The organism is Chitinimonas sp. JJ19 (assembly GCF_036961565.1).
GTDB lineage: Bacteria > Pseudomonadota > Gammaproteobacteria > Burkholderiales > Chitinimonadaceae > Chitinimonas.
Map to the genome: position 1 here is coordinate 66,556 of NZ_JBAMDD010000002.1, position 21,322 is coordinate 87,877.

Annotated in this window: 14 protein-coding genes; 1 reads left to right on the forward strand and 13 read right to left on the reverse strand. The window is 61.9% G+C overall.

Translation table 11 applies throughout. The features are described from left to right. Positions 1–21: 21 nt before the first annotated feature. From glgX to V7714_RS02735, 3 genes are all read right to left on the reverse strand, one after another. Complete coding sequence (glgX, locus tag V7714_RS02725; RefSeq protein ID WP_335387902.1) at positions 22–2,106, reverse strand: glycogen debranching protein GlgX; 2,085 nt, start codon at positions 2,104–2,106, stop codon at positions 22–24. Continuing rightward, positions 2,103–4,262, reverse strand: coding sequence for a 1,4-alpha-glucan branching protein GlgB (glgB, locus tag V7714_RS02730; RefSeq protein ID WP_335387904.1), 2,160 nt, complete (start codon positions 4,260–4,262; stop codon positions 2,103–2,105). The genes glgX and glgB overlap by 4 nt, the downstream gene beginning before the upstream one ends. Before the next feature lie 746 nt (positions 4,263–5,008). Next, a complete protein-coding gene (locus V7714_RS02735) occupies positions 5,009–5,974 on the reverse strand; it encodes a succinylglutamate desuccinylase/aspartoacylase family protein (protein ID WP_335387906.1) in 966 nt (321 codons plus the stop codon). A gap of 285 nt (positions 5,975–6,259) precedes the next feature. Between V7714_RS02735 and V7714_RS02740 the strand changes: the two genes are divergently transcribed. Then, a complete protein-coding gene (locus tag V7714_RS02740) occupies positions 6,260–6,994 on the forward strand; it encodes an RCC1 domain-containing protein (protein ID WP_335387907.1) in 735 nt (244 codons plus the stop codon). A 50-nt stretch (positions 6,995–7,044) separates the two neighbouring features. On the opposite strand, the gene V7714_RS02745 is transcribed toward V7714_RS02740, so the two are convergent. From V7714_RS02745 to V7714_RS02790, 10 genes are all read right to left on the reverse strand, one after another. Beyond that, positions 7,045–9,057: an ATP-binding protein gene (locus V7714_RS02745; RefSeq protein ID WP_335708641.1), complete on the reverse strand. Its 2,013-nt coding sequence runs from the start codon at positions 9,055–9,057 to the stop codon at positions 7,045–7,047. Between the two features lie 66 nt (positions 9,058–9,123). Further along, positions 9,124–9,669, reverse strand: a complete 546-nt coding sequence (locus V7714_RS02750) for a response regulator (RefSeq protein WP_335387909.1) — start codon at positions 9,667–9,669, stop codon at positions 9,124–9,126. A gap of 40 nt (positions 9,670–9,709) precedes the next feature. After that, positions 9,710–11,038, reverse strand: a complete 1,329-nt coding sequence (locus V7714_RS02755; protein WP_335387911.1) for an HD domain-containing phosphohydrolase — start codon at positions 11,036–11,038, stop codon at positions 9,710–9,712. A 12-nt stretch (positions 11,039–11,050) separates the two neighbouring features. Further along, positions 11,051–11,914 carry an HDOD domain-containing protein gene (locus tag V7714_RS02760; protein WP_335387914.1) on the reverse strand — a complete coding sequence of 288 codons (864 nt, stop codon included), beginning with the start codon at positions 11,912–11,914 and terminating at the stop codon, positions 11,051–11,053. Next, on the reverse strand, positions 11,911–12,732 hold the full coding sequence (locus tag V7714_RS02765; RefSeq protein WP_335387915.1) for a response regulator: 822 nt from the start codon (positions 12,730–12,732) through the stop codon (positions 11,911–11,913). The genes V7714_RS02760 and V7714_RS02765 overlap by 4 nt, the downstream gene beginning before the upstream one ends. A 29-nt stretch (positions 12,733–12,761) precedes the next feature. Continuing rightward, the gene (locus V7714_RS02770) at positions 12,762–14,150 is read right to left on the reverse strand and encodes an ATP-binding protein (RefSeq protein WP_335387917.1); all 1,389 of its coding nucleotides are present in this window, start codon (positions 14,148–14,150) and stop codon (positions 12,762–12,764) included. Further along, positions 14,143–16,644 (reverse strand): EAL domain-containing protein, encoded by a 2,502-nt coding sequence (locus V7714_RS02775; protein ID WP_335387920.1) that lies wholly within the window; start codon positions 16,642–16,644, stop codon positions 14,143–14,145. The genes V7714_RS02770 and V7714_RS02775 overlap by 8 nt, the downstream gene beginning before the upstream one ends. 12 nt (positions 16,645–16,656) lie before the next feature. After that, positions 16,657–17,775, reverse strand: a complete 1,119-nt coding sequence (locus V7714_RS02780) for a sensor histidine kinase (RefSeq protein ID WP_335387922.1) — start codon at positions 17,773–17,775, stop codon at positions 16,657–16,659. Continuing rightward, the gene (locus V7714_RS02785) at positions 17,772–18,221 is read right to left on the reverse strand and encodes a response regulator (protein WP_335387925.1); all 450 of its coding nucleotides are present in this window, start codon (positions 18,219–18,221) and stop codon (positions 17,772–17,774) included. Before V7714_RS02785 ends, V7714_RS02780 begins: the two co-directional genes overlap by 4 nt. Continuing rightward, positions 18,218–21,133 (reverse strand): ATP-binding protein, encoded by a 2,916-nt coding sequence (locus tag V7714_RS02790; protein ID WP_335387927.1) that lies wholly within the window; start codon positions 21,131–21,133, stop codon positions 18,218–18,220. Before V7714_RS02790 ends, V7714_RS02785 begins: the two co-directional genes overlap by 4 nt. Positions 21,134–21,322: the final 189 nt, after the last annotated feature.

Genomic DNA, 21,322 nt, shown 5'->3' on the forward strand with positions numbered 1-21,322 from the left:
TTGTGCCGGTGGCGAACCTGGCTACCAGGTCACCCTGCCGCCGGTATCGAGTACCAGCAGCCATACGGTATTGGCTGGCAGCACCACCTGCTGCTGGAACAGCGCATCACCGGCATCGGGCTCGGCCGTATCCAGCACACGCAGCCAGCGGCCTGGCCGCAGGTTGAACTCGGTGGCAACGGCCTCGGCGTTGATCAGCAGCAAGCAGCGGTCACGGGTTCCCTCCGGCCCCAGCTCCACCGCCAGGCTGAACTGCTCGCGGCCGTCCCACTCGGCCGGCGTCATCGCACGGCCCTCAGCATTGCGCCAGTCCACGTCGCGGCGCTCGTAACCACCGTGGGCCTCGGCGCTGAACCAGCGGCCATGGCGCAGTGCCGGATACTGTCGGCGCAAGGCCAGCAGCCGTGCCACATACGCCGCCTGGGCAAGGTCGATATGCTGCCAGTCCAGCCAGCTGATCGGGCCATCCTGGCAATAGGCGTTGTTATTGCCCTGCTGGGTGTGACCCATCTCATCCCCCGCCAGCAGCATGGGCGTACCCTGGCTGAAGACCAGCGAGGCCAGCAGTGCCCGCTGCAGCCTCCCTCTGGTCTGCAGAATGCCGGGGTCGTCAGTAGGCCCTTCCACGCCGCCATTCCAGCTGTGGTTGTTGCCATGGCCATCGCGGTTTTCCTCGCCATTGGCCTCGTTATGCTTCTGACTGTAGCTGACCAGATCTCGCAGGTTGAAGCCATCGTGGGCGGTCAGGAAATTGACACTGGCCCACGGCGGGCGGCCGCGCCGCTCGAACAGGTCGCTGCTGGCCGTCAGCCGCCGGGCGTATTCGCCACGGGTGGGGCCGTGATGCAGCCAGAAGCTGCGCATGCTGTCGCGGTAGCGATCATTCCACTCTGCCCAGCCGGGCGGAAAGCCCCCTACCCGGTAGCCATCGGGGCCGATATCCCAGGGCTCGGCCACCAGTTTCAGGCGGCATAGCAAGGGGTCGGCCTGTATGGCCGCAAAGAAACCGGACCAGGCCTCGAACTGCCCATGCATGCCACGCGCCAGTATGGGCGCCAGGTCAAAGCGGAAACCATCGACATGGCACTCCAACGCCCAGAAGCGCAGGCTGTCCAACACCAACTGCAGACAACGTGGCTCGGCCAGGTTGAGGGTATTGCCGCAGCCCGTCCAGTTCTCACAGTGGCCGTCTGGCGCCAGCCGGTAATAGCTACGGTTGTCCAGCCCGCGCAGGTTGAAGACGGGCCCACCTACGCCCCCTTCGGCCGTGTGGTTGTAGACCACATCCAGCAATACCTCGATGCCTGCAGCGTGCAAAGCCCGCACAGCCGACTTGAATTCCGTCACCGGGTCGCTGCCAGCGGCATAGCGCGCCTCTACCGCCATCAGCGCCACCGGGTTATAGCCCCAATAGTTCACCATGCCACGGGCCAGCAAATGGCCCTCATCCGCACAGGCCGCCACAGGCAGCAGCTCCACCGTGGTCACGCCCAGCCACTTGAGCCAATCTATGCTGGCCGGATGGGCCAGGCCAGCATAGCTGCCGCGCAAAGCCGCCGGTACCGCCGGGTTCAGCTGGCTGAAACCCTTGACATGCAGCTCGTAGATCACCGTATCAACCCAGGCTATCTCCGGCCGCCTGTCTTCCTGCCAGTCAAAGGCATAGCTGCCGTAGTCAGGGGCATCGACCACGCTCTTGATCGCATGGGCGGCGTTATCTCGCGGATCGGGCCGGCTCGGGTCTCCCGGCAGGTGATCGCAGAAATCCCCCTGGCCTGCATAGCGGCCATGCAGACGGCGCGCGTAAGGGTCCAGCAGGAGTTTGGCCGGATTGTAGCGATGGCCGCGTTGCGGCATCCACAGGCCATGGGCACGGAAACCATAGATCAGGCCAGGCTCAGCCTCGGCCAGATAGCCATGCCAGACGCCCGCATGGTGGCCGGGCAAGGGCAGGCGCGCCAGCTCGCGGTGCCCGGCCGGGTCGAACAGACAGAGTTCGACCCGGTCTGCATTGAGCGCATAGACGGCAAAGTTCACCCCTGCGCCATCCCAGTAGCCGCCCAGGCGGAACGGATCGCCCGGTACCAGTCCAAGCGCCAGTGTCATGATGGCATCCAGCGAAAGAACTGGGTCGCCAGCGGCCCCAGCGTCAGCGATACGGTATGCATACGGCCATGGCCTGGCTGCAGCTCGCTACGGGCATCGCCATTGCCCACATCGCTGCCGCCATAGTGGCGCGAATCGGTGTTCAGTATCTCTACCCAGCAACCGGCCTGCGGCACCCCTACCCGGTAAGCGGTACGCACCTCGGGGGTGAAGTTGCACACCACCAGCACCATGCCGCCCTGCCCATCATGGCGGACAAAACTGAGCACCGAATGGGTCTGGTCATCCCAGCATATCCACTCAAACCCGGCCGGATCACAATCAAGCCTATGCAGCGCCGTCTCCTGCCGATAGCAGCGGTTGAGATCCCTGACCAGACGCTGCATGCCGGCATGGCGCTCATCCTCCAGCAGGTGCCAGTCCAGGCTGGCCTCATGATTCCACTCCGCCTGCTGGGCAAACTCCCCCCCCATGAACAGCAGCTTCTTGCCCGGATGCGCCCACATATATCCCAGATAGGCACGCAGATTGGCGTAGCGCTGCCAGTCATCGCCCGGCATCTTGCCCAGCAGCGAGCCCTTGCCGTGGACGACTTCGTCGTGGGACAGCGGCAGCACATAGTTCTCGCTGAATGCGTAGGTCAGGCCCAGGCCCAACTGCCCATGGTGATGGCTGCGATGCACAGGTTCGCGCCGCATATAGTCCAGCGTGTCGTGCATCCACCCCAGGTTCCACTTGTAATGGAACCCCAGGCCACCATGCTCGGGCGGCCGACTGACCTGCGGAAAAGCGGTGGACTCCTCAGCCAAGGTAATGGCCCCCGGCTGCGCCACACCTACCCAGTGATTGGTCTGGCGCAGGAAAGCAATGGCCTCCAGATTCTCCCGCCCACCATGCACATTGGGCACCCACTCGCCATCGGCCCGACTGTAGTCGCGGTAGAGCATGGAGGCCACGGCGTCGACCCGCAAGCCATCCAGGCCGTACTGGCTTAGCCAGAACAGGGCATTGGCGCTAAGGTAATTGGCCACTTCCCGCCGGCCATAGTTGTAGATCAGGGTGTGCCAATCGCGATGAAAGCCCTCGCGCGGATCGGCATGCTCATACAGATGCGTACCATCGAAACAAGCCAATCCGTGCTCATCGGCCGGAAAATGCCCCGGCACCCAATCGAGCAGCACGCCCAGCCCTACAGCATGCGCGGCCTCCACAAAATGCCGAAAATCCGCAGGCGTGCCAAAGCGGGCGCTGGGCGCATACAGGCCGGTGGGCTGATAACCCCAGGAGCCATCGAAGGGATGCTCGCTGATCGGCAACAGCTCGATATGGCTGAAACCCATCTCTCGCACATAGGGCACCAGGACATCAGCCAGTTCCCGGTAGCCCAGCCAGCCCCCATCGGCACGCCTGCGCCAGGAGCCCAAATGCACCTCGTAAATACTGACGGGCTGATCCAGCCCCCCCTGCCGCGGCCCTGCCGGCAACGCGGTAGGCAGGTTCGTCACTACCGAGGCATTGGCCGGGCGCAGCTCGGCTGCAAACGCAAAGGGGTCGGCCTTCTGCAGGGCGACACCGTCCCAATCGAGCACATCGAACTTGTATTTCTCACCCGCCGCCACGCCAGGCAGGAACAGCTCCCATACCCCACATTCACGCCGCAGCCGCATGGGGTGAGCCGCACCGTTCCAGAAGTTGAAATCCCCCACCACGCTGACCCGCTTGGCATTGGGCGCCCAGACACAGAACAGGGTGCCATCAATGCCATCCTGGCATTGCGGATGGGCACCCAAGGCCTGCCAGAGCTGGCGGTGGCTGCCCTCCCCGATAAGCCACATGGCCTCGGCCGAGAGCTGCGGCGGGAAGCGGTAAGGATCGTCCAGCTCAAGCTGTACTGCCTGCCAGGCAACGCGCAGGCGGTAGTTCGACGGCAGGCTGGGCAAGCAACCAGCGAACAACCCACGCGCATCCAGTTGATCGAGCACCGCCAAAGGCGCGCCCAGGGCATCGGTCACCTCAACCCGGCAGGCCTCCGGCTGCCAGGTACGCAGCCACACCCCCGACTCGCCGGGATGAGGCCCCAGCACGGCAAAGGGGTCGCCATGCTCACCCCGACATATCGCCTCCACCACCCAGTGATCGAGCATCGCGCCCGCCATGCCGGCTCCCCGATTAAACGCCGCCAGATCGACGTCTCCTTATCCTAGATGGGATTGGCCAGGTAGGCACGCTTGGGCAACTACTCACCATGCAAGGGCTGTGGCACGGCAGGGTGAGCAACGGGCGTTAGAGGCAGCTTGACCGCATAGCTACAGGCCAGTCAGTGGCAAGCAGGCACCGGCAGTAGCTGCAAGAATAATGCCCCCCGCACATAGCGCGGGGGCAAGGATTGGTGCCCGGTACCATGGGCTCGTCCGGGCAGGAGCCACATCCGCCCAACGGCAGCGGAAACGTGCGCGGATTCTGCCCTTGCTTTATTGCAGGCAGTTTGCAGGGTCGGGGGTTTTGCCATGGGTCGGAATACCGCTCAACTTCGGGGCAATCCTGCCGATAAGTCAGGTACGGGGCGACTGCTCCGCCAGGAGCCCCGCCATGCTGATCCAGCTGTTTTGCCGAGCTGATATGCGCACCGTTGCCGAAGTTGCGGCCCAGTATCGGGCACTGGGCTACACGGCTGAAACGTGCTGCAAGCGTGGGGTGTATTACCTGAAGCTGTGGCAGGATGAACCCGTAAGGCACCAAGGGCCGCATACCGCGAGCCCGACGCGCCTACAGAGCGGGTAGCAGAAAGCAAGGGGCCGGACAGTTGTCCGGCCTCTTGTCTTCTATGTCATGGATGCCGATCATCGCTGGCAGATAACGCACAGGCCAAGTGCCTGCTCCCACGGGGCATCCCAGCCTGGATTCAGGCCGCAAAACGCGGAGTAGGCCGAGCCAGGTAGAACCATTCCTGCCCTGCCTGCGCCCGGGCGTTGGGGAACAGGATGTAGCCCTCGCAATCCGCCCTGACTGGCGTGCCATCGTGGCGGGTGCCAATCAGGTCGCCTGCGGACAAGCGGTCAAAGCTGGACCAGCCATGGGCAAAGGCATCGTCCGGGTGGGCGCGATCAATCACCTCATAGATATGCAGGGCCTCGACTTCGGCGACAGGCTGAGGTGCGTTGGCGGCAATCAGGCCCAAATGGGCCAGGGTGTTGTGTATGGCCTGGTAAGCCACCTCGGGTGCATGCGGGTCGTCGTGCTGGCCGCACTCCAGGGTCAGGGCATAACCCCCCTGGGCACGCATGTATTCCGTGGTACCTACGCCATAGCGTGCATCGGCATTCAATAGCTGGCTACGGCTGGCATCCGGCCCCATGGCCGCACGACGGCGTTCTACGCCCCGTGCGTAGGTGCTCAGCCAGCCATCGACCAAGCGTCCTACCCCAAGCCGCAGTGACCACGCTTCTTCCGCAGCCGCATGGGCAAAGGGTTCCAGCGTGCCGGTATTGTCTTCCGGCCCCACCATGGCAAAGGGGCGCCCCTGTGCCTGGAAGGAATGCAGATCAAGCAGCACGTCGTGTTCTGCCAGCAGGGGGCACAGCCAGTTGGCAATATGGTCTTCAAATTCGACCGGCTGATCGGTAGGGCACAGATTGCGGTTGAGATTGCGATCGCCCATGCGCTGCTTGCGCTCATAGGCCAGCGGATTGGTTATCGGCACCAGCGTCAGCTTGCCTGCCAGCAGTTGCACCACACCGCTGTCCAGCTCTGCCATCAGGCGGGTGATGCCCTGAGTGCCGCAGATTTCATTGCCATGAACCGCCCCCAGCACAATCAGACGAGGGCCCGGCTGCAAGCCGGCATAAGTGACGGATTTGAACTGTTGCATGGGTAGGCTGGTCAGGCGAAAAGGGGAAACAAGTATAAGCCGCACTGCACAATGCTGTTGGCATAAACCAACAAATAACCGCAGGTGTGATTTCCCTCACAGCATTCTACCCATGCTATAGGCATAATGGCGCCGCTTTAAGGTGGCTTCCAGCACCACAGGCGCTAAATTCCTGTTCATGAGCCATACCGTACCGCGACAAAACTGGGGCGCTGAAAACGCTCTTATGGGTTGCCATCTCCAAAGAAACAGGCCGCCCGCATTATCCCGCCAGGACCAGACCGCATGAAATTCGATAGCCTGCAGCATCTCAGCACCCCAGCCACCCTGCCGCATCGCCTGATGGGCGATACCCCTTCGGCGCAAGTGGCCAGCATGATGGCGCATGGCTTGTGGCATCAGTTGCAGCTACGCCGTGATGGCACGCTGTGGGCGTCGGGCGACAACCGCTATGGTCAGCTGGGCGATGGTAGCCGCCAGGATCAGCGCCGGCCAGTGCTGGTAGGGCGCAACTTCTGCGCCATTGCGGCGGGGCGCTTCCATAGCCTGGGATTGAAGCGCGACGGCAGCCTTTGGGCTTGGGGCTACAATGGCGATGGCCAGTTGGGCGATGGCAGCCTGGTTGACCAGGCTCGGCCGGTACAGATAGCCCGTGGCTGCATGGCCATTGCCGCCGGCGCCTTGCACTCCTTGCTGCTGAAGCACGACGGCACGCTCTGGGCCTGGGGCCACAACGGCCAGGGGCAATTGGGCCATACCGTGGATACCAAGCAGACACTGCCCACGCCCATGGGCCACGGCTACCGTGAAATCGCCACGACTGACTACCAGAGCATGGCACTGCACCATAGCGGCCAGCTGATACGCTGGGGTGTCACCCCTGGCGAAGAATCCGAAGACAACAGCTTAGGCACCACCCGCGTCCAGTACGACGATATCAGCCTGGGGGATGAAACCTGCTTTCTGCAGGCAGCCCAGCTGATGGCTCAGGCCGCGCCGGCCTATCAACTACCCCGGTAAAGGCCTTCCGGGCCTTGCTTGCTCCTACCCATAGGAATGCCTACACAGCGCTAGGCGCCCTCAATCAGCTCGGGCCGGATGGGCAACACGATGCGGAAGGTCGTACCGTGCCCGGCTTCGCTACGGCAAATGATCTGGCCACGGTGTCGCTGGATGATGCCATAAGAAATCGATAGGCCCAGCCCCGTACCCTTGCCCACCGGTTTGGTGGTAAAGAAGGGCTCGAAAATACGGGGCAGCACCTCGGCTGGGATACCATCACCGTCGTCGCTGATTTCCAGCCACACCTGCTCGCCTTCCACCCCGGTACGTATGCCGATATGGCCTGGCACCTGCATGGCTTGGGCCGCATTCACCAACAGATTGAGCAATACCTGATTGATCTGTCCTGGCTGGCAATAGACCTCGGGCAAATCGCCGTAGTCCTTGCTCACGGTTGCCTTGTACTTGATCTCGTTGTGGGCAATGCTCAGCGTGCTGTCTATACACTGGTGTATATCCACCTGCTGCCAGCCGTCCTGATTATCCAGCCGCGAAAACTCACGCAGATCCTGCACGATCTTTTTCACTCGCATCAGCCCTTCACGAGACTGCGCCAACAGGTCGTCTATGTCCTGGCGCAGGAAGGCGAAATCAATATTCTGCTTGAAGCGGGCAATATCCTCACGTTGCTGCTCGGTCAATTGCGCCTGGCAGGCCTCATACCGGCCCAACAGTTCAAGTATGTCCATCACATAGCTGCTCAGCGTATTGACGTTCGATGAGACAAAGCCTATCGGGTTATTGATCTCATGTGCCACACCGGCAGCCAACTGGCCTATGGATGCCATTTTCTCGGACTGCAGCAATTGTGACTGGGTACTGGCCAAGCGATTGTTCAGCTCGGTCAATTCGGTATTGCGCAACTGCAATTGCACCGTACGTTCCCTCACCTGCTGCTCCAGCTTCTCCTGATAGTTATGCAGCGCCAGCTCGGCGCTTTTCTGTTTTTCTATATTCAGCAGATAACCCCGAAACACGCCATCCTGCTCAAATCGGCCACCATGCAAGGCCACCCATTGCTCGCCCCCGTCATCTCGCCGCAGTCGCAACTCGTGCTGCAGGGCCGTAGTCTCCTCTGCCTGCCAGACCGTCATCAACAAGGCGTAATCGTCCGGGTGGGTACGCTGCAGCAGAAAATCTGCCTGCAACCAGGCCGTGGTTTCTATGCCCAGTATTGCTGCGCACTGTGGCCCGATATAGCTAAATACCGCGGTTCGGCAATCCGCTATCCAGGGCACGGCATGGGTTGTTTCCAGCAAGGCACGGTTACGCTCTTCCGACTGCTGCAGGGCAAATTGCATATGGCGAATCGCCGCCACTTCGCCACGCAAGGTCTCTTGCATATTGTTCAAGGCGCTGACCAGCACATTCAGCTCATCATTCTCGCCGGCCCAGCGGGGGCGCGACAGGGACCAGGGCTGATCCAGCTTGCCGATGTTGCGCTCGCGTATCTGCCTAGACAGCAAGGTGAGCGGGCGGCTGATCCATTGCGTAACGATATAGAGAATGAAAATGGAGACGAAAAAAGTTTTGGCGCTTTGGGCCGCCACGATCAGCAGGCCATAATCCAACACCCGCTCATACACGCCGGTCAGCGAGGGAATCACGACCAGTTGCCCGACCCGCGTCACCAGCCCGGTGCTGTCCATATAGGTCAGATCCAGCCGGTGCACCTTGCCAGGCAAGACGCTAGGCTTGACCCCCGCCACGATCATGGGCTTGCCTTGCGGGTCGGTCACCTCGGCATATTTGATGTCCGGCAGGCTCACTAGGCCGTTGAGCCGGCTGCTGATCTGGTAGCGGTCAAAATTCCAGACTGCGGCAGCCAGGCCCGCCTGATTCACATAGTTGAACTGCTGTATGCGCAGGTCTACCTGCGATACCTCCTGCCGATAATTGAATGCCAGCTGCACACCGCTGGAAAACAAGGCGGCGAAGGCGCTGAAGCCCAGTATGAACACCAGCAGGCGCCAGCTCAGCGGGCTCTCCTGGCGATAGGCCCTCAGCGCCTTGAACAGCATCAGCACGCCCTTGCCTGAGCTTGTCCCCTGCACTGTCCAGCATAGGGCCTCCCCTGGTCTGCGCAATCACTCATCCAGCAGTACCTCGCCATTCGGCCCCCACTTTACCTGGGTGATGCCAGGGCTCTCGGCCTCCAGCCTGGCCAGCAGCAACTCATGCTTGTTCACCTTGGCCTGCTCGGCCCGCACCATGTCGGCCAGGCGCTTGTTCTCCTGCAATAGCTGCCGGGTGGCTAGCCCCTGCCGCAGTACATGCTTGAGTTCGCCCTCATGCCAGGGCTTGGTGATGTAACGGAATATCTGTGCCTCGTTGATGGCACCGATGATGCCGTCGATATCGGCATAGCCCGATAGCAGGATGCGCACCGCATCCTTTTGCTTGGTGCGGAAGAACAGCAGGAATTCCACACCATTCATCCCCGGCATGCGGTAGTCCGAGATCACGGCGTCGTAGGCCTTCACATCTGCCGCCTTGAGCGCCTCCATCGGGTCGGCGTAGCAATCCACCGTCAGCGGTATGCTGTTGCCCTGCTCGTCATCCAGATTATTGAGGCTGCGGCGCAGGGCGCTCAGTATGCCGGGCTCATCGTCGACTACCAGTATGTAGAACATCGCTTCCTCCGGGCTTCGCCCATCCTGTTTTCAGATTCCGCTACTGAGGTGCCGGCTCTTCAGGCTTGTAGATATAGATCGGCAAGGGTTGCCGCGCACTGCGCTCGAAGCTGTATATCTGCTCTATCAGGCGCTCATCCAGGGGGTAATCCTTGGCCAGCAGCAGCATGCCAGTCTGTGTGCTGAGGTCGCGTGCCAGCACCATGCCAGGCTTGAGCTCACTGCTGCGCATGGCCATCTCCACCCGTAACGGCTCTGCCAGCGTATTGCCCAGCAGCGTGGTAAAGGCCTCTACCACAGCGGGGTCGTAACGCTTGCCGGCGTGGGCAATGATGCTCTTGTAGGCATCGTCCCGGCTCAAGGCGTGCTCCTCCAGCGTGCCGCTCTGCAATGAGTCGAAATCGTTGGCCAGTGCCAATATGCGAGCGCCCACGGGTATCTGCTCCATCGCGAGCCCATCCGGGTAGCCCTTGCCATCAAAGCGCTCGTGATGGTGCCGTATCAGCAATGCCGCCTTCTGCAGCTGTTCCAGCGCCATCAGCGCCGCCTGGCCATTGACCGTGTGCTTCTCATACTCGGCCCTCTCGGTCGGGCTCAAGAGGACATAGGGGGTCTGTATCAATTTGTCGGGCAGGCCCAGCTTGCCGATATCGTGCAGCAGGCCCGCCACCATGATCTCCTGCGCGTCCGCATCACTCAGGCCCATCTGCCTGGCCAGTTGCTTGCCCAGGTCGGCCACCCGGCGCGAGTGTCCGCCTATGCTGCCCCCCCGCATTTCTATCAACGAGGTAAATACCTTGATCGAGGTGACAAAGCTCTTCTTGAGGCTGTCGTGCGCGTTGCTGAGCAGACCCATGGCCTTCTGCAGTTCGGCGGTGCGCTCCTTGACCTTCTGCTCCAGCTCCCGATTCTGCTGCCTGACCAGTTGTTCCAGCCTTGCCTTCTCGTCACGGAGCGATTTCACCACCAGCGCATCCCTGACCACGGCGACAAACTCGTCGTCCTGCCAGGGCTTCAGCAGATAGCGATAGATCTCGCCCCGATTGATAGCCCGCATGGTGTCGGTCATGTCGGCGTAACCGGTGAGGATGATGCGCAGGGTATCCGGCCAGCGCTCCTTGACGATGCACAGCAGCTCCGCCCCGCTCTGCTCCGGCATACGCATGTCGGAGACCACCATATCGACCGGGTGTTGTTCCAGATAGGCCAGCGCCTCCCTGCCGCTACCGGCGGTGGCAATCTCGTAATCAGCACTGCGAAACAGCCTGCGCATGGCAGACAGGATGTTCGCCTCGTCGTCGACAAACAGGATGACAGATCGTCGGCCACTCACGGCGGCAGGGGTATCCGGCTGTACATTCGCATCCATGGCGTGCTCCCTTTATCCCGCGCTCAGCGCAAACATCGCTGTCGCCTCGGCGTTGACGCGCTTCACCACGCCACCAAAGCGCTTCTCGCCTATTCTCTCCACCAACTGCTGCCCCAGGCTCTCGGCTTCCTCCCGGTTCTGTCGTCGCAGGCACTCCAGGTAACGTGCCAGCTGGTAGGCCGCGAACAGCGTCTGCTTGAGCGGTGTATCGCAACGGCCTATATCCTGGTAGTCACGCACGGCCTCTATGATGTTGTCGGGCATATGCCATAGCTTCAGTGTCAGCACCCCCAGCTCGATGTGGTCAAAGCCCAGCACACCCATCTCATCAGCGGTATAGTCGGTCGCGGTCGCCCCATCCTGATAAATCCGCTCTATCAGCTCCCGCGCGTAAACCAGCAGCATCAATTTACCCACACCGTGCAGCATGCCCGCCACAAAGGCGACATCCTCGGGGGCCTTCAGCACACCCGCCAGCTCACGCGCCGCCAGGCCGGTCACAATGGAATGGGTGACCAAGTCTCCGGCCAATTGGTCATCCAGTTGCAAGCCAAAAGTATCAATCAGGTAGCCACGCATCACGATGCTGCGTACCGAGGACATGCCCAGCACCGTCAAGGCATGCCGTATCGAGTCCACCCGCTTGCTCAGGCCAAAGAACGGCGAATTGGCCACCCGCAACAGGCATACCACGCTGCCGGGGTCGGTCGCGATCACACGCTCCAGCTCATGCACATCGCCTGCCTCCCAATCAAGCTTGGCAATCAGGCTGGCAAAGGCCGGATTGAACTTGGGCAGCTCTCCACTATGCTGTTTCAGCCAGGTTTCGGCTGCCGAAGCAGGCCCTGCCTGGGTCTCGTCAGACACCGTCGTCATGAATCAAGTCCTGTCTTTGCAGCGTTATCCAGCAAGGGGATCAGGGTGAGTATCATGCCCAGCTCGGCATCGCCGACCTTGAAGGGCGTGGCTTGGTAAAAGTAGCGGTGGCCATCTGGCAGGGCGTGGTAGCCCTGCGCCAGTCCACTGGCAAGGGTGGCGCGTATGGCCGGCGGCAACGCCCCATTGATACTGAGGCCGACACATAGCTGCGGGAACAAGCGACTAGCCATCTGGTTACTAACGGCCACCGTGCCGTCCTGGGCATAGCCCACCACCGCCACCGGTGCCTGGTGCAGCACCTGCTGGGTAACCTTGAGCACCGACATGCCGAAGTCACGCTCGCCCTCGGCGCCAACCAGCGCGCTTTCCAGCAACTGCGTTGCTTTCTCCAGCGCCGCATTCTTCAGCAACAGCTCTTTTGACAGGTTCTCGTAATTGATCTTCAGCTCATAGTGGGCAAACGCTGCCGCCACCTGCTCGCGCAGCAGGTCGTCCTCCCACGGCTTGGTCAGAAAGCGGAATACCGAGCCCCGGTTGATGGCATCAGTCACCGAATTGAGTTCGGTGTAGCCAGACAGCACAATGCGCACGCTGTCGGGCTGTATCTCCTTGGCCAGGCTGAGAAACTCGGTGCCCGTCATGCCAGGCATGCGCTGGTCCGAGATAATCACCCCCACGGTCGTCTTGTTAAGCAGTGCCAAGCCCTCCTCGCCCGACCCGGCCGACAGGATGGTGTAGCCGTCACGGCGAAACAGCCTGCCCAGCGCAGACAGGATGTTGGCCTCGTCATCCACCACGAGCAGTACTCTGTCCATGGAATTTCCGTCATCTCGATGGGTTGATCTCAGGCCGCTTGCTGCGCTGCGTCCTGGTCCAGTTCAGCCGCATTGACTGGTATTCGTAGCGTGAAGCAGGTGCCCTGCCCTAACTCGCTCTGCACCGATACCTCGCCATGCATGCGCTTCATGATGCCGAAGGCCAGTGACAGACCCAGGCCTGTGCCTGTCCCTATCGGCTTGGTGGTAAAGAAAGGATCAAATATCCGCTTGAGGTTCTCTTGCGGAATGCCACAGCCGTTATCGGCCACCTCGACAAACACATTCTCGGCATCCAGGCGGGTACGGATGGTGATGGTGCCGAACTTCTCGATGGCATGTGCGGCGTTGACCAGCAGGTTCAGCACCACCTGGTTGAACTGGGAGCCCAGTACCTGTATTTCCGGTAGCTCGGCGTATTCCTTCACCACGTCGGCCTTGTACTTGATCTCGTTGCGAACAATGTTGAGAGTGCTGTCTATCGACTTATTGAGGTTGACCGAGACCCACTCACCCGAGTCCACGTGCGAGAAATCCTTGAGGTCCTGCACTATCTTCTTGACCCGGTCTATCCCCTCCATCGACTCCTGCACCAGCACCGGCACGTCCTCGGTGATGTAGGCTAGGTCGTAACGCTCACCGATCAGTTGCTTGGCCCCCTCCTCGATGTTTTCCATCTGCTTGTAGGCATCCAGCGCGCCTATCAGCTTGCGGGTGTAGTCCCGCAGAGTGCCCAGGTTGGAGTTCACGAAACCGATGGGGTTATTGATCTCGTGCGCGACCCCCGCCGCCAACTGGCCGATGGAAGCCAGCTTCTCCGCCTGGATCAACTGACTCTGCGCCGCTTCCAGCCGCTTGATCAACTGGGCCTGGCTATGGGCCTTCTCTTCCAGCTCCTGCTCAATCTGCCGGCGCGCCTCCACTTCGTCTATCAGGGCGGCATTGGCCTCCTTGAGCCGGTGCGTCTTGCTCTTGATATGCCTATCCATCTGCGCCATGTTCTCGAACAGGTAGTTCAGGCGCTCGGCGATCTTGCTGAACTCATCATCACCATGCACGCGCAGGCGCAAGTCCCAGTCATGGTTGTCGTTGATCTCGTTCAGCCCATCATAAATTTCGGTTATCGCCTGCCTGGCCCCCCTGGTCAGCATGGCAATCAGGTAGACCCCACCGACAACGGCCAGCACCAAGACCAGCAACATATAGAGCTTGGCCTCAGCAGGCGGCAATACCTGTTCCACACCTTGCAGGGCGATGAACCCCAATACCCCCAGCGAACCCAGGCAAAAGAACAGCAGCAGCTGGAAGCGTTGTTGCAAGCTCAGGTTAGCCCAGAAACTATTCTGCCTGGACGGCATGGCCGTAGCCGGTGTCGCCAGCGCAGCCTGTGCTGCCGGTGTGTGCTCGATCTCATCCATGACGATCCTTGTCCAACTCATATTTGATAAAGGCTTCGGCAACCGCAGCCAGCAATTGCTCATCGTCCCAGGGCTTGGTCAGGAACTTGTAGATCGCACCATGATTGATGGCCTCGGTCACCGTTTTCAGATCGGTGTAGCCGGACAGGATCATGCGCACGGTAGCGGGGTACATATCCTTGACCCGGTTGAGGAATTCGGTACCGCTCAGTTCCGGCATGCGCTGATCGGCCAGAATGACGCCGACCTCATGGGTAGCCAGCAGCTCGAACGCCTCGGTGGGGCTGGAGGTTGTCAGCACACAGTAACTGCCGCTACGCAGCAGCCGGCGCAGGGCCGCCAGCACGTGCTGCTCATCATCCAGCAGCAGCAAGGTCTGTTGCTCGCGCTCCTTGCGCCATGGCGGCAGCGTGGCGCGATCCGCCATCATGCTGGCACAGGCATCGGGTGGTAGCGGCCGGCTGAAGAGAAAGCCCTGTATCAGATCGCAACCGGCCTCGGCCAGCAGTGCCAATTGCCCCTCGGTCTCCACACCTTCGGCCACCACCTCCAGCCCCAGCTGGTGCGCCATGGCCGCCACCGTACGGGAAATGGCCAGGTCATCGGGATCGTTGGTGATGTCACTGACAAAGCTGCGGTCTATCTTCAGCTTGTCGACCGGGAAGCGCTTGAGGTAGCTGAGGTTGCAATAGCCGGTACCGAAGTCATCGATAGACAGATGTACTCCCATCTTGCGCAACTGCTTCATGACCTCGATGGTGGTGGTGGGCGCATGCATGGAGGTCGATTCGGTCAGCTCCAGCTCCAGCCATTGCGGCTCCAGCCCGCTGCTCGACAGTGCAGACCGTACCGTGGCCACCAGCGCGCCAGGCTGCGCCCACTGCGCCGATGCCAGGTTGACCGCCATGGTGATGGCCGGCAGGCCGGCGCGTTGCCAATCTGCCGCCTGTTGGCAGGCGGTATGCAGCACCCGTTCGCCCAAGGCGATGATCAAGCCCGATGCCTCGGCCAGCGGAATGAACTGCGCGGGCGGAATCAGCCCACGGGTGGGATGGCGCCAGCGTACCAAGGCCTCCACCGCCACGATACGGCCCGACGCCAGGCTGGCTTGCGGCTGGTAGTGCAGTTCAAGCTGGCCCGCCCCTTGCAGCGCCTCGTGCAACTGGCCTTCTAGTATCAAGCGCTCATGTGCTTCGTCAGACAAGATGGCGCGGTAAAGCTGAAAACCAGAAGCCTGATCAAACACCGCCCGGTGCAGCGCGGCCTCGGCCGCCTGTACTGATGCCATGGGGTCGCCCCCCACACTATGCAGCGTGGCCCCCAGGTAGGCGGGCAGAAAGAATTCACGCTGGTCAAGGCGGTAGGGCTGCCTCAGTTGATCCAGCATGCGCTGCAACTGCCTGGGCAGCTCTCCCTCGTCCTGTACTTCCAGCATCAGGGCAAAACTGTTTTCACCCACCTTGGCCAGCCAATCCCCCGCCTGCTGCCAGGATTGCAGACGGCGCGAGGCCTCCCGCAGCAACTGGTTGCAAGTGGCGATACCCATGCTGTCGCGCACTTCCGCCAAGCGCTCTATCCCTATCAGCACCAGCGCCAGCTGGTCAGGCTCGCGCTTGGGCGTGGCGCGCTGCAACCTGTGCTGCAACAGTTCGCGGTTGGGCAGGCCAGTCACGCTGTCGTAGTGGCGCAGGAAATAAGCCTGCTGCTCAGCCTTTTCCTGCTCGGTCACATCGATGCCTGCCAGCACCACGTATTCGGATTCCGACCCCAGCCGCTGCAGCCTGCCGGCGGACCAGAGTATGGCGCGGCAACCATCCAGGGTGGTGCGCCAGGGCGACTGCCCACCTGCCTCCCTGTGCCCGTCCGCATCCAGCTGGGCAAACTGCTGCCGCAGCCCTTCGCGCTCCTCTTCTGCAGCAAACAGGTTCCAGTAATCCAACCCGGCCACGGCCTCCTGCGTCTGCCCTATTGCGCTCTCTGCCGCCGGGTTCAGCCGGGTAATACGCCCCCCGTGATCCAGCACCACAATCAAGGCACCCGTGGTGTTCAGCACTGCCCGCAGCAACTGCCGCTCGTGATCCAGCTCCTGCTGCATGCGGCGCTGGTCCCGCATGGCATCGCTCTCCGCCAGGGCACGTAGCACCACCACCGGTAGCCGGGCCAGATTCTGCTTGAGCACATAATCGGTTGCCCCCATCCGCAGGGTTTCCACTGCCCGCTCTTCGCCCAGCGACCCTGTCACAAACACAAAAGGCACATCGGGTGCCAGCTCGCGCCGCAGCAATAGGGCCGAGAGGCCGTCATATTGCGGCAGAGTGTAGTCCCCCAAAATCAGATCCGGCTGCCAGCTCTGCAAGGCGGAGCGGTAGTCGCTCTCGTTGCTGACATGGTGTATTTCCATCACCAGGCCAGCCCGCCTCAATGCGTCGCTGGTCAGCTCCACATCCGCCGGCACATCCTCCAGCATCAATACCTTGATCAGTGAGCGCTCCATGACCAGCCCGTCTCAATGCCCGGATAGGGCTGGTGGATAAACTTCGCCCGGCGCCGGGAAAAGCGCCTCTTGCGGTAGCGCAAAGCCAAAAGTCGCCCCCTGCCCGCGCTCCCCCTGTGCCCATACCCGTCCACCGTGCCGACTGACAATACGGGCCACGATGGCAAGGCCGATACCATCGCCAGGGAACTCATCAGGCCCGTGCAGACGCTGGAATACCTTGAAAAGCTTGGCAGCGTAGCGCGGATCAAAGCCCACACCGTTGTCGTACACCTCATACAGGCATTCGCCTGCCTCCCGCCGCCCCCGTATGGTGATGTGCGCATTGCGCCCAGGTTGCTGGTACTTGATGGCATTCGTCAGCAGTTGCAGCCATAGCTGTTTGAGCAGCGGGCGGTCACACCAGACCGAAGGCAGTGCATCTACCTCGAACTCCCCGCCAAACTCCCCACCCACGTCCAGCCAGGCATCGCGCACCAGCGACGTCATGTCAGTGGTTGCCGGCGCCATGGGCTGGTTGGTAATGCGCGATAGCAGCAGGAGCTTGTCGATCAAGCGGCACACCGTACGGCCGCTATCCCGCACCACCCCCAACAGGCGCTTGTCCTCCTCGTCCAGCCGTTCGGCCGCCCGTCGCTCCAGCATGCCGGAGAACCCGTCTATGGCGCGGAGCGGCGCCCGCAGATCATGCGAAATCGAGTAGCACAGGTCATCCAGTTCACGGGTTACGGTCTCGAGGCGTGCCTGCAGCAGCTGCTCGCGGCCATCCGGCCTGGGTGTATCGCGCACTACGCGGCAATTCAACAGCAGGGCAATCACCTTTCCCTCGCGGTCCTGCAAGCCTTCTATGGCTATCTGGTAGTCGCAGCCCACTCCTTGCCGGTCGGTCAGCTGCAAGCGGGTGTTGACCTCCTCCCCCGCCCATCCCCGCGCCAAGTGTGGCGACAGCAGATTGCTCATGCTGGCCGGCCCCACGCCACTACGCTGCATCATTACCTGCCAGGCATGGTTGGCCAACAGCAGCTCGCCTTCCCGGCCAAAGGTGGCGGTTGCCACATCCTGCGCCCCCTCTGTCACCACCACAGGCGGCCTGGTCGAGGCGAGCACGGCATTCGCATTATCGGCATTCATACATCCCTCCTGGGCGCGGGACGGTTCAGCACCAGCCAGTACAGCCCCAACTGGCGGGATGCCTGGACAAACTGGTCGTAATCCACCGGTTTTTGCACATAGCTATTGGCAAAATGGTCGTAGGCCTCCAGCCGATCCCTATCCTCGTTGGACGAGGTCAGTATGATCACCGGCAGATGGCGTATGCGTGCATCGCCGCGTATGGCCCGCAATACTTCCAGTCCGGGCAATAGCGGCAGATTGAGATCCAGCAGCACCACGGCTGGCATATCCGTCACATCACGGCCCGCATGGTCTCCCTGGGCAAACAGGTAATCCAGCGCAGCCAGGCCGTTGCGCATACGCAGGATGGGGTTGCCTATGCGTGCCTCCTGAAAGGCCATGGCCGTCAGCTCGGCATCGGCATCGCTGTCTTCCACCAGCAGGATGATCTGCTCGTTGTTCATGCCACGGCCTCCAGCGTGAAGTAAAAGCAGGCACCCTGGCCGGGTGTGGCCTCGGCCCAGACCCGGCCTTCATGGCGGGTTACGATGCGCTGGACGATGCTGAGCCCTATGCCGGTGCCACTGAACTCGCTGTCGTCGTGCAGGCGATGAAAGGGGCTGAACAGCTTGCTGGCATAGCGCATGTCAAAACCGGCCCCGTTATCCCGCACATAGAATGCTGGGCAGCCATCACTCACCGTTGCACCCACCTCAATCAGGGCGGCTTGCCGGTGGGCGGTGAACTTCCAGGCGTTTCCCAGCAGGTTCTCCATCAGGATGCCCACCAGCCGTGCGTCAGCCTGTACCGGCAGCGACCCGGCCAGGGTGGTGGCTACCTGGCGCGTCGGATCGCGCTCGGCCAGCGAGGCCAGCAAGCGCGAGGCCACGGCCGCTAGTTCCACCCGCTCGCGGTGGACGTGCTGCCGGGTAATATGGGCAAGATTGAGCAGGTCATCTATCAAGTGCCCCATCTGCTGCGCAGCCGTGCGTACACGAGCCAGATAGTGCTGTTCCTGCGCATCCAGCTTGTCGCCGGCGTGGCTGAGCAAGGCACGGCTGAAACCGTCGATGCTGCGCAGCGGCGCCCGCAAATCGTGCGATACCGAGTAGCTGAACGACTCCAGCTCGGCATTGACGCTCTCCAGCTCCCTGGCCCATTGCCGGCGCCGCTGTGCCATGCCCAGATGGGTGCGCACACGTGCCAGCAACTCGCGGGTGGAGAACGGCTTGACCATATAGTCGTCTGCGCCGGTATCGATACCCTCCAGCATCGGCTCCTCGCCGGCCCTGGCCGACAACAGCAGCACCGGGATCTGCGCCGTGGCGCTTGCCCGCCGGAGCGCGCGCAGCAGGCCTACGCCATCTAGCCGGGGCATCATCACATCGCTGACCACCATATCGGGGGGTGCCGCCAGCGCCTGGGCCAGCGCGTCCTCGCCATCCACGGCCAGGCTTATCTGCCAGTGCGCAGACAATATCCCGCTCAGGTAGTGACGCATGTCCAGGTTGTCGTCCACCACCAGGATGCGTGCCATCTGGGCAGGTGCAGCTTCGGCTGGCAGTGCCGCCACGGCGGCCTGGCCACCAGCGGGCTGCCCCAGCCAGGTTGCAGCATCCAGCAGGTAGGCCCGCTTGCCGTCCGATGCAGGTATCCATGCTTCATCCTGGCATTGGCTGGCAGGCAGATGGGCACGGCCGCTGGGCAGGAAAACCCGGAAGCGGCTGCCTTGCCCTTCCACACTGTCTACCGTCACCCGGCCACCATGCAATGCCACGAACTCCTGCACCAGCGACAAGCCTATGCCGCTGCCTTCAAAGCTGCGCCCCCGCGTGCCCTCAACCCGGTGGAAACGCTCGAACATGCGCGGCAACTCGGCGGCGGGTATGCCACAGCCTGTATCCCAGACCTCCAGCTCAGCGCCCTGCCCCAACCAACGCAGCCTTACCCCTATCTCGCCCTGCCAGGTGAACTTGAAGGCATTGGACAATAAATTGAGTACGATTTTTTCCCATAGCGCCGCATCGACATAGAGTGGTTCCGGCAAGGCCGGGCAATCCACCACCAACCGCAAGCCGGCTTGCTCCAGCAGCGACTGGAAGCTACCTGCCAGCCCTGTGGTCAGGCCTGCCAGATCGGTCGGCGCAAAACGCCCCTGCAGGCGGCCCGATTCGATGCGGGCGAAGTCCAGCAAGCTGTTGACCAGGCTGAGCAAGCGTACCGCACTGCGGTGTGTCGCCTGCAGATGGTCGCCATCCAGCGTACCCCCAGGCTCGGATAATGCCGACTCGACATGGCCCAGTATCAGGGTCAGCGGCGTACGAAACTCATGGCTGACATTGTTGAAGAACGTGGTCTTGGCCCTGTCCAGCATCGCCAGCTGCTCGGCACGCCGGCGTTCATGCTGGTAGGCATCGACATTTCCCAACACCCGCGACAGGTGTTGCGCCGCCAGGCGCAGGAAATCCATATAGGCCTCGTCCAGCGCGCGCCGTGGGCTGATGCCGGCAATCAGCCAGCCATAGGGCAGGCCTGCACCAGCACGCACCAGGGGGAGCATGGCGGCCGTGGAAGCCGACTCTGGCCAGGGGCCGCCAGGCAGGTGGCCAAATCGCGCTGCCAGATCACGCAGCACCTGCACTTGCCCACCTTGCAGCGCCAAACCTGGCGCCCAGCCATCGGTGCTGGACAGCGATATCTCCAGGGGCGCACCGGCAGCGCCCGCCACCATATTGGCCTGGGCAGCCAGGCGGGCTGTCTGGCCATCGTCGGACAACAGGTAGAACAGCACAAAGGGGAGATCGTGTTGATGGCGCGACAGCACCTCGGCGGCCTGTATGCAGGCTTCGTCAAAACCGGGGGCGGCCAGTTGCTCGCCCAGCTCGCGCAGGGCGGCAAGCCGGCGATGCGAAATCACCTGTTCGGTGACCTCGGCAACGGTCTCAAATATGCCCCCCACCACGCCACCTTCAGCACGCGCCGGGGTATAGGAAAAAGTAAAGTAGGCTTCTTCAAGATAGCCGTTACGCTCAACCGAGAACGGAGAGGCCTCGACCCAGACCGCTTCGCCGCTGTCGAACACGCTGGCCATCATGTCGCGTATCAGATGCCATATCTCGGACCAGCAATCCGCCGCACGCTGGCCCAACGCCGCTGGATGCTTGGCGCCGAGGATGACCCGGTAGGCGTCGTTGTAGAGCTGAACCCGCTCCTCCCCCCAGAAGATCACCGAAGGGAAACGCGATGCCAGACAGAGTTCCGCCAGGGTCTGGAGACTTTGCGGCCAGTGCGCCATGGCGCCTAGCGGGGTGCGCGACCAATCCATCTGCTGAACCAGCTCGCGCATGGGAACGGTGGCACAGGCCGGCGTGACCATACACAGACTTCCTCTCTCCGATACCAATCTCGCTGCCGTAGCGGCGATCCGCGCCTCCCATCGTTGCAGGAAGTCTTTATAGGCCTAGCCTTTACCTTGGCGGCATGGCTCTGCTCTTCTTGCAGTCAAGTTGGCGACAAGGGAATAGTCAAGGAATCAGATACCTCCCGCCGCCCGACAGCCTCGCCG

Excerpts from the sequence above, each read along its gene's own strand:
- glgX (WP_335387902.1), bottom strand. The coding sequence starts at position 2,106 with ATGACACTGGCGCTTGGACTGGTACCGGGCGATCCGTTCCGCCTGGGC.
- V7714_RS02770 (WP_335387917.1), bottom strand. The coding sequence starts at position 14,150 with ATGGATGAGATCGAGCACACACCGGCAGCACAGGCTGCGCTGGCGACA.
- V7714_RS02740 (WP_335387907.1), top strand. The coding sequence starts at position 6,260 with ATGAAATTCGATAGCCTGCAGCATCTCAGCACCCCAGCCACCCTGCCG.
- V7714_RS02785 (WP_335387925.1), bottom strand. The coding sequence starts at position 18,221 with ATGAACAACGAGCAGATCATCCTGCTGGTGGAAGACAGCGATGCCGAT.
- V7714_RS02745 (WP_335708641.1), bottom strand. The coding sequence starts at position 9,057 with ATGCTGTTCAAGGCGCTGAGGGCCTATCGCCAGGAGAGCCCGCTGAGC.
- V7714_RS02750 (WP_335387909.1), bottom strand. The coding sequence starts at position 9,669 with ATGTTCTACATACTGGTAGTCGACGATGAGCCCGGCATACTGAGCGCC.
- V7714_RS02735 (WP_335387906.1), bottom strand. The coding sequence starts at position 5,974 with ATGCAACAGTTCAAATCCGTCACTTATGCCGGCTTGCAGCCGGGCCCT.
- V7714_RS02780 (WP_335387922.1), bottom strand. The coding sequence starts at position 17,775 with ATGAATGCCGATAATGCGAATGCCGTGCTCGCCTCGACCAGGCCGCCT.
- glgB (WP_335387904.1), bottom strand. The coding sequence starts at position 4,262 with ATGGCGGGCGCGATGCTCGATCACTGGGTGGTGGAGGCGATATGTCGG.
- V7714_RS02775 (WP_335387920.1), bottom strand. The coding sequence starts at position 16,644 with ATGGAGCGCTCACTGATCAAGGTATTGATGCTGGAGGATGTGCCGGCG.
- V7714_RS02760 (WP_335387914.1), bottom strand. The coding sequence starts at position 11,914 with ATGACGACGGTGTCTGACGAGACCCAGGCAGGGCCTGCTTCGGCAGCC.
- V7714_RS02755 (WP_335387911.1), bottom strand. The coding sequence starts at position 11,038 with ATGGATGCGAATGTACAGCCGGATACCCCTGCCGCCGTGAGTGGCCGA.
- V7714_RS02765 (WP_335387915.1), bottom strand. The coding sequence starts at position 12,732 with ATGGACAGAGTACTGCTCGTGGTGGATGACGAGGCCAACATCCTGTCT.
- V7714_RS02790 (WP_335387927.1), bottom strand. The coding sequence starts at position 21,133 with ATGGTCACGCCGGCCTGTGCCACCGTTCCCATGCGCGAGCTGGTTCAG.